Origin of the sequence: Mesorhizobium sp. M1A.F.Ca.IN.020.06.1.1 (assembly GCF_004023265.1) — a bacterium.
Taxonomy (GTDB): Bacteria; Pseudomonadota; Alphaproteobacteria; order Rhizobiales; family Rhizobiaceae; genus Mesorhizobium.
Genome location: NZ_RZSR01000222.1, coordinates 1 through 7,249, shown reverse-complemented (window position 1 = coordinate 7,249; position 7,249 = coordinate 1). Strand labels below are relative to the sequence as shown.

Sequence of the window (7,249 nt, the reverse complement as noted above, 5' to 3'; positions counted from 1 at the left end):
TCTCGGGCTCGGGCAACGCCGATAGCGGATTGGTCTTTCCTTCCGCCCGCGCGCCGACGGCCGAGCAGGCCCCGAAGATCGCGTCGAACAGGAGCGGCGCCTTGGTGCGACCGGCGAAATAGAGATCGAGACGGTCGAGCGACAGCTCGCTGAGCTTGCCCTTTCCGGTGCGCGCAAGCGCGACGCGCAGCGCTGCCTCGCCGCGCGCTCCGGCGACTGGGCCGATGCCGGCGGCAGCCAGCGCGCTGCGATCCTGGAAATAGCTGACGGAGGTGATCGCGATCGGCCATAGCGTGATCTCTTGCGCGGTGCTGAAGGTTGACCGCGTCGACAGCCCCGGATGCAGGCTGGAGACCAGTCGTGTGCCGCGCGCGACTGTATGACCGGCGATCATCGACTGCACTTGCTGGCCGGGTTTCAGCACCGCCATCGCCGTTGCCGGCGCCGGGGTGACCAGGTCCGGGTAAAGCACGTCGAGCACGGCGCGCGAGAAGCGCGAGCGCTCGGCGTCGACCTTCAGCCGCGTGCGCGCGGCAAGGAAGGCCACGCCGTCGAGCAGCCGTTCGACATAGGGGTCCGGGCAGGGAACGGTGTCGAGGGAAAGATTGCGGGCGACTGCCGGATGCATATCGGCGAATTCGGCCGCGAGCGCCCGGATATGGGTCAGTTCTTCTTCGTAATATTCGACGAAGACCCGATCCATCTCAGGTCTCCCGGAATTCGGTTCGCGCCAGGCCGTTGTCGAGATTGATCGTGGTGCGCAGCCGCATGCGCTCCGGCGTCGGCGTCATGATCAGCACGGCGTCGATCTCGATCTTCAGGCCGACGCTCTTGTCGCCAAGGGTGACATTGACCGTCGTGGCGCTTTCCTTGAGCCGCGGCTCGAAGGTGGCGAGCACCGCGCGGATCTCGCGCGCCAGGGTATCGCGGTCGAAGTCCCGCGAGGAGCGGCCGGAGAAGGACGGCACGCCGTAGTTCACGACGCTGCGGCGCACCTCCGGAAAGTCGGCAAGCGACGGCAGCTCGTCCAGGGGCTGTTCGTGCTCGGCATCGGAAAGCATCGGAACGGACTCGAAGCGCTCGGTGTTGAACAAGGCTTCGATGTCGCGCCGGACGGCTTCCCTGAGCACCCGCGCCGACACCACCACGCCGCGGCTTTCGATCTCGGCGCGATGTTCGGCCTGGAACACCAGACGGTGCAGGCGCCGCTTTTGGTCGGGGGTGAGTTCCGCATCGGCATCGATGGTGCGTGCGCTGCCGGCAAGAAGAGCCTCGACGCGCTCGGCGCCGAGTTCTTCTTCCAGCAGGCGACGCAGCCCCTCGATCTCCGACGTCAGCCCGGGCAGGTCGTTGATGAGGCGGTCCCAGAGGGAGGGCTGGACCGCCTCGCGCTTTGCTCGCGAACTGCCGGCGAGCTGCGCCCTTGCGCCGGGCCTTTTGGCCTCACTTGCCGACATAGACATCCATTTCGATCTCGTCGTCCTTGTCGTAGACGAATTTGATCTTCTTGTAGGCGAAGCTCACTTCTTCCTCGATCAGGTCGGCCTCGTCATCGGCCTGCTTCATGTCGTATTCCATGATCGAAGCGTCGGTGAGCGTCACCACCAGATAATCGCTGGTCTCGCCGTCGATGGTGCGGCGCGCCGAAAACACCACTTCGTCGAGCGCCTTGTTGTCGAACAGCGCCTTCTTCAGGTAAGGCGACGCCTTGTCGTAATGCTTGGTGAACTTGATCATCCCCAAGGATACGCGCCCGCGGCGCGAGAGCGAATTGGGATCGTAAGGCGCGATCATCTTGTAGTCGACGCCATGGACTTCGATCTCATCTTCGTGGCCGTCGCGCACGCTGGGACCCTTGATGTCCGGAACTTTCAGAAAACCATCGATCTTCATTGAAGGCATTGTCTTTCTCCACCGCTCTCAAACCAAACAAGATGACTATGCTTGCGATTTCACCCCTTCACTGACGGCAGTTCGGACACCAGCCGGAGCGAGGCATTGATGCCTTCCAGCTGGTAGTGCGGACGCAGATAGAAACGGGCGTTGTAGTAACCGGGCCGGCCTTCGACACTGTCGACCTGGACCTCGGCCGCGGCGAGCGGGCGCTTGGCGCGCGCCTTGTCGTCGGCAAAGGCTGGATTGGCCAGCACGTACCGGTTGATCCATTCGGTCAACCAGATCTGCATGTCGGTGCGTTCCTTGAACGAGCCGATCTTGTCGCGCGCGATCGCCTTGAGGTAGTGGGCGAAGCGCGAGACCGGGAACAGGTAGGGCAGGTTGGCGCTGAGCCGCTCGTTGGCCTGCGCGTCGGGATCGACCAGACGCCCGGCTCGGGTCTCGTCGTCCTGCAGCGAATGGGCGCCGATGAAGGCCGCAAGGTCGGTGTTCTTCCGGTGCAGGATCGGCATCAGGCCGAGTTTGGCGAGCTCCGCTTCGCGCCGGTCGTCGATAGCGACTTCCGTCGGGCATTTCATCGCGATCGATCCGTCGTCGGTCGGAAACGCGTGCACCGGCAGGTTGAGCACCGTGCCGCCGTTTTCGACGCCGCGGATCTGTGTGCCCCAGCCAAAAAGCTTGTGGCTGCGGTTGATGTTGACGCCCATCGGGAAGGCGGCGTTCATCCAGACATATTTGTTGTGGTCGCCTCCCACCTCTTCCTCGAAGGTGAAACCCTTCACCGGAACGGTTTCCGAGCCGTAAGGCAGGCGCGCCAGCACCCGCGGCATGGTGAGGCCGATATAGCGGGCGTCCTCGCTCTCGCGCAGCGACTGCCACGAGGCATAGGCCGGGTTGTTGACGATCATCTGCAGGTCCTGCGGGTTGGGCAGTTCCTGCCAGCTGTCCATGCGGAACAGGCGCGGCGAGGCGGCGGCGATGAAGGGCGTGTGCGCCGAGGCGCAGACGCCGGAGATGTTGCGCAGCAGGCCGACGTCGCGCGGATGGTTCGAGAATTCGTAGGCGCCGAGAATGCAGCCGATCGGCTCGCCGCCCAGCATCGAATACTCGTCCGTATAGACCTTCTTGAAGATCGGGCTCTGGTCCCACATCTGGCCTTCATAGTCTTCCAGCGTGTCGGCCAACTGTTCCTTGGAGATGTTCATCACCCGGATCTTGAGCTTCGTATCCGTCTCGGTGTTGTTGACGAGATACCAGAGGCCGCGCCAGGTGCCTTCCATCTCGCGCACTTCCGGCGCGTGCAGGATCTCGTTGACCTGCGTCGTCAGCATCTTGTCGATGCCGGCGATCAGCGACTTGATCGACTTGATCGCATTGGACGAGATGGTGGTGGTTTCGGAGCGCGACTGCGCCGCCAGCGCCAGGTTGCGCACCAGCTGCTGGAGCTTCTCGCTGTCGTCCTTCTTGACCTTGAAATCCTTTTCCAGGAGGCCGCTGAATTCGCCGAGGTCAATCGCTTCCGCCTCGGCGGTGGCGGCTGCGGTTTTTTGCTGTTCAGCCATGACTTACTCCTCGCCCTTGCCCTCAGAAATCGCCTGGCCGGCGATCTTGCTCAGCAGCGGTTCGTTGTTCAGAAGCTGCGCGATGCGCTTTTCGGCGTCGACGCGGCCATCCATGAAGCCGAGCAACTCTTCGAGCTGCCGGCGCATCTTGAGGATCTCGGCCAGTTGCGGGACCTGCTCAGCGATCTTGTCCGGCGCGAAATCGCCCATCTTGGAGAAGGTGAGATCGATCGCGAGCTCTTCGTCCCGCTCGGCGCCCTCGGCTTGCGGGAGTGTGTTCTTTACTCGTGCCTTCACCCGCGGCCCCATGGCCTCCATGAACTTCGGGAACCGATTGGCGTCGGTCTCGACGAAGTTGCGGTCGAGCACCGACTTCACCGCTTCCTTGGTCTGTGAAGCGCCGGAAAGATCGGCCATCACGGCCATGACGAACGGCAGTTCGATCGTTGTCGGGCTGCCGTAGGTCTCGACGTCATAGGCGATCTGCACGCGCGGGGCGCGGTTTCTTTCGATGACCTTCGCTTTGCTCTCTGCTGGCATGCTTGTTACCTTTCATCCTTCTGGGCCGGCTTCTTCGGATCGGGGACACCGGCAAGCAGCCGGAACTCCTTCAGCCCCGATGGGGCGAGATCTTCCATCAATTCCACGAAATCCATGTGCACCATGCGGCGCACGCGGCGGGCGAGATGCGGGATCGGGCTCGACGGCTCGGTGCGGTCATAAAAGGCGACGACGAGATCCAGGCATTTGACGACGTCGTCGCGCGAGGTGATCCGGTCGGGCAGCCCGGCGCCCGGTTCCGCATAGCTTGCGACACTTGCCATCGATTCGGCTCCCCTCGCTTCGGCGCCCATCCTTTCGGCGCCATGGCCGTTTGGGCCGGGCGCTGCCGGTTCCGCCGGCTGCGGGATTGGCTTTGCGGCCCCGTTCGCCCCGGCACCGGCGGCGGAATTCCGCTCCAGCGTCGTCAGCAATCGCTGCAGGAAGCGTCTCAATTCCGGAATGGCGGGGCCATTGCCGTCGATGCGCTTGTTGAGGGCGGCGTCGACCTCGTCGAGAGCGGCGATCACCGCGCGGGCGTCGGCGAGCAGCGAGGTCATCGCCTCGCCGGCCTGATCGACTTGCGCCTTGCACCCGGTGCGCACCCGGTTCACCAGCTGGTTGTGGCCGCTCACCAGCGCCGCCTTTTCCGCCGCGCCCAGTCCCGAAGCAGCCTCCTGCAGCATGACGTGTTCGTCGAGGCTGCCCTTCTCCAGGTCCTCTCCCTTGATAGGGCCGACCGTGCGCGGCGCAAAGAAGACCATGCCGCGCAGATCCTTGAGCAGCCCGTCCTGGCTGTTTTGCAGGTCGATCAGCGCATTGATGCGCCGCAAGGCAGCCTCGCGCGGCGTGGCGCCAGAGCGCAGTGCCGGATGCATCGTTTCCCAATGCCTGTCGAAGGTTTGGGCGATCAGCGTCAGGCCTTCGGCGAGCCCGCCCAGCTGTTCTTCGTTGGCAAGGGCACGCACAACCAGCACGAGAAGGCGCAGGTCCCGCCCGTGCGACCGCAACTCCTCCGCCTTGGTGAGTACGACGGACCAGTCGACCGGAACATCGACTTCCGATTTGTTGTTTCCTTCGTATTCGACCTTTTTCTGCTGTTCGGTCAGGCGCTCCAGCTCATGAAAGGCCGGGTCGTTACGCAAGTCCTCTCCCGACGGATTTTCACCGTTCAGAGGATTCAGCCAGAGTGCGAGATCAATCACACTAACCCCCAGCCAGCGGCCCTGAGACCCTATGTGACGCAACGTTACCACCGGCCTCGCGTCACGACAATTGAGCAGCTGCTCAAAAACTAACGGATGCTAAACGCGACCGTTTCTTTCAGCAAAACCCATTGCGCGATTGCCGGGCCGGGTATGTGAAATGGCTCGCATAGCCCGGACCGCAATCCGGTATTTCTTGCACGACATTGCAGAGCTTGTGTAACCGGGCAGTGCCGCCCGGATGGATCCAAACGCCTTATCCGTCACACGGCTTTGTCAAGCCGCCGCTTATATGGCAGGGTACGGTTGGCAGATTGCGGGAGCAGGTTCGAATGGAACAGCGCCGGTCATCGCAGAGCTTCAAGCGTAAGGAACTGGTCGCCAAGCTCAACGCCACGGGGGTGCGCGCCTTCAAGGCCGCGGCCGACACGGCCAAGCTGCGCGGCAATCCTTATGTGGAGCTCGTCCACTTCATCCAGCAACTGGTGCTGTCCGAGCGCTCGGACGTGCAGATGATCATCGCCGATGCCGGGTTGGACGTCAGCCGGCTGACGGCTGACATGACCCGGGCCATCGACAAGCTGCCTTACGGCGCGACCTCCGTCGAGGAATTCTCCGATCACATCTTCCACGCCATCCAGGAAGGCTGGAACCTGGCGACGCTGGAGTTCGGCGTCGAGGAGGTGCGCAGCGCCCATATCCTGCTGGCCTGCCTGAGGACGCCGGTACTGGAAGGCCTGGTGTCGAAAATCAGCGCCGAATTCGACAAAATCGATGCCGACGGCGTCGTTTCCCGTTTCGCCGATGTCACCGAAGGCTCGCTCGAAGCCGGCACACCTCCCGCCTCTGCCGCCGCCGAACAGCCGATGAAGCGCGGTCCGGGCGGAGATTCGGCGCTGGCCAAATACGCGACCGACCTCACGCTGCGCGCCCGCGACGGCAAGATCGATCCGGTCGTCGGCCGCGACCCGGAAATCCGGCAGATCGTCGACATCCTCATGCGTCGCCGCCAAAACAACCCGATCCTGACCGGCGAGGCCGGCGTCGGCAAGACGGCGGTGGTCGAAGGATTTGCGCTCCGCATCGCCCAGGGCGACGTGCCGCCGACGCTTGAGAATGTCAGCGTGCGCATGCTCGATGTCGGGCTGATGCAGGCGGGCGCCAGCGTCAAAGGCGAGTTCGAGAAGCGGCTGAAGGCGGTCATCGACGAGGTTCAGGCCTCCGAGGTGCCGGTCATCCTGTTCATCGACGAGGCGCATACGCTGATCGGCGCCGGCGGTGCCGCGGGCACCGGCGACGCCGCAAATCTTTTGAAGCCGGCGCTGGCGCGCGGCGAGCTGCGCACCATAGCCGCCACGACCTGGGCCGAATACAAGCAGCATATCGAGAAGGACCCGGCGCTGACGCGCCGTTTCCAGGTGGTCAAGATCGAGGAGCCGTCGGAAGCTGTGGCCGTGCTGATGCTGCGCGGCGTCGCCGGCGTCCTGGAGCAGCACCACAAGGTCCAGATACTGGACGAGGCGATCGAGGCGGCGGTCGCGCTCTCGCACCGCTACATTCCGGCCAGGCAACTGCCGGACAAGGCGGTCAGCCTGCTCGACACCGCCTGCGCCCGCGTCGCGGTCTCGCAGCATGCGACGCCGGCCGAGGTCGAAGACATTCTGCGCCGCCGCCAGGCTCTGGAGGTCGAGAGCGGCATCATCGGCCGCGAGGCGGCGATCGGCATCGAGGTCGCCGACCGGCAGGCTCGCGTCGATGCCGGGCTGGCGGAAACCGAGACGACTTTAGCCGCCGCCCAGGCGCGCTGGGATCGGGAAAAAGCGCTCGTGAGCCAGATCCTCGACCTGCGCGCCAAACTGCGCGGTGAAGGCGTGCCGCTCGATGCGGCGGGGGGGGAGGCCGGGGAGGAAACCGTAGCGGCTGAGCCGGCTGCGTCCGAAACTCCCGAAGCAAAGGCGCCCGAGAGCAAGGCGGCTGAAACCAAGCCCGCGAAATCCAAGGGCTCGAAAGCCAAGGCGGCGAAGGGCGAGGCGGTCGACCCCGAGG

General features: G+C 64.2%; 7 protein-coding genes. 1 reads left to right on the top strand and 6 read right to left on the bottom strand.

Annotated elements, in window-relative coordinates; genetic code table 11:
* The 6 genes from EOA60_RS12425 to tssA form a co-directional block, all read right to left on the bottom strand.
* Positions 1–703 (bottom strand): type VI secretion system baseplate subunit TssF (locus EOA60_RS12425; RefSeq protein ID WP_206628130.1); only part of this gene is annotated, 703 nt, incomplete at its 3' end.
* Between the two features lies 1 nt (position 704).
* Positions 705–1,457, bottom strand: a complete 753-nt coding sequence (gene tssE, locus EOA60_RS12420) for a type VI secretion system baseplate subunit TssE (RefSeq protein ID WP_067327620.1) — start codon at positions 1,455–1,457, stop codon at positions 705–707.
* Positions 1,444–1,893: an Hcp family type VI secretion system effector gene (locus EOA60_RS12415; protein ID WP_170950255.1), complete on the bottom strand. Its 450-nt coding sequence runs from the start codon at positions 1,891–1,893 to the stop codon at positions 1,444–1,446. The genes tssE and EOA60_RS12415 overlap by 14 nt, the downstream gene beginning before the upstream one ends.
* Before the next feature lie 59 nt (positions 1,894–1,952).
* Positions 1,953–3,458, bottom strand: a complete 1,506-nt coding sequence (tssC, locus tag EOA60_RS12410) for a type VI secretion system contractile sheath large subunit (RefSeq protein ID WP_066989059.1) — start codon at positions 3,456–3,458, stop codon at positions 1,953–1,955.
* Positions 3,459–3,461: 3 nt separating this feature from the next.
* Positions 3,462–3,998: a type VI secretion system contractile sheath small subunit gene (tssB, locus tag EOA60_RS12405; protein WP_066989057.1), complete on the bottom strand. Its 537-nt coding sequence runs from the start codon at positions 3,996–3,998 to the stop codon at positions 3,462–3,464.
* Between the two features lie 5 nt (positions 3,999–4,003).
* Entirely contained in the window at positions 4,004–5,203 is a 1,200-nt protein-coding gene (gene tssA, locus EOA60_RS12400) for a type VI secretion system protein TssA (protein ID WP_067327623.1), read from the bottom strand.
* A 332-nt stretch (positions 5,204–5,535) separates the two neighbouring features.
* Here tssA and EOA60_RS12395 point away from each other — a divergent pair.
* Positions 5,536–7,249 (top strand): AAA family ATPase (locus EOA60_RS12395; RefSeq protein ID WP_245502550.1); only part of this gene is annotated, 1,714 nt, incomplete at its 3' end.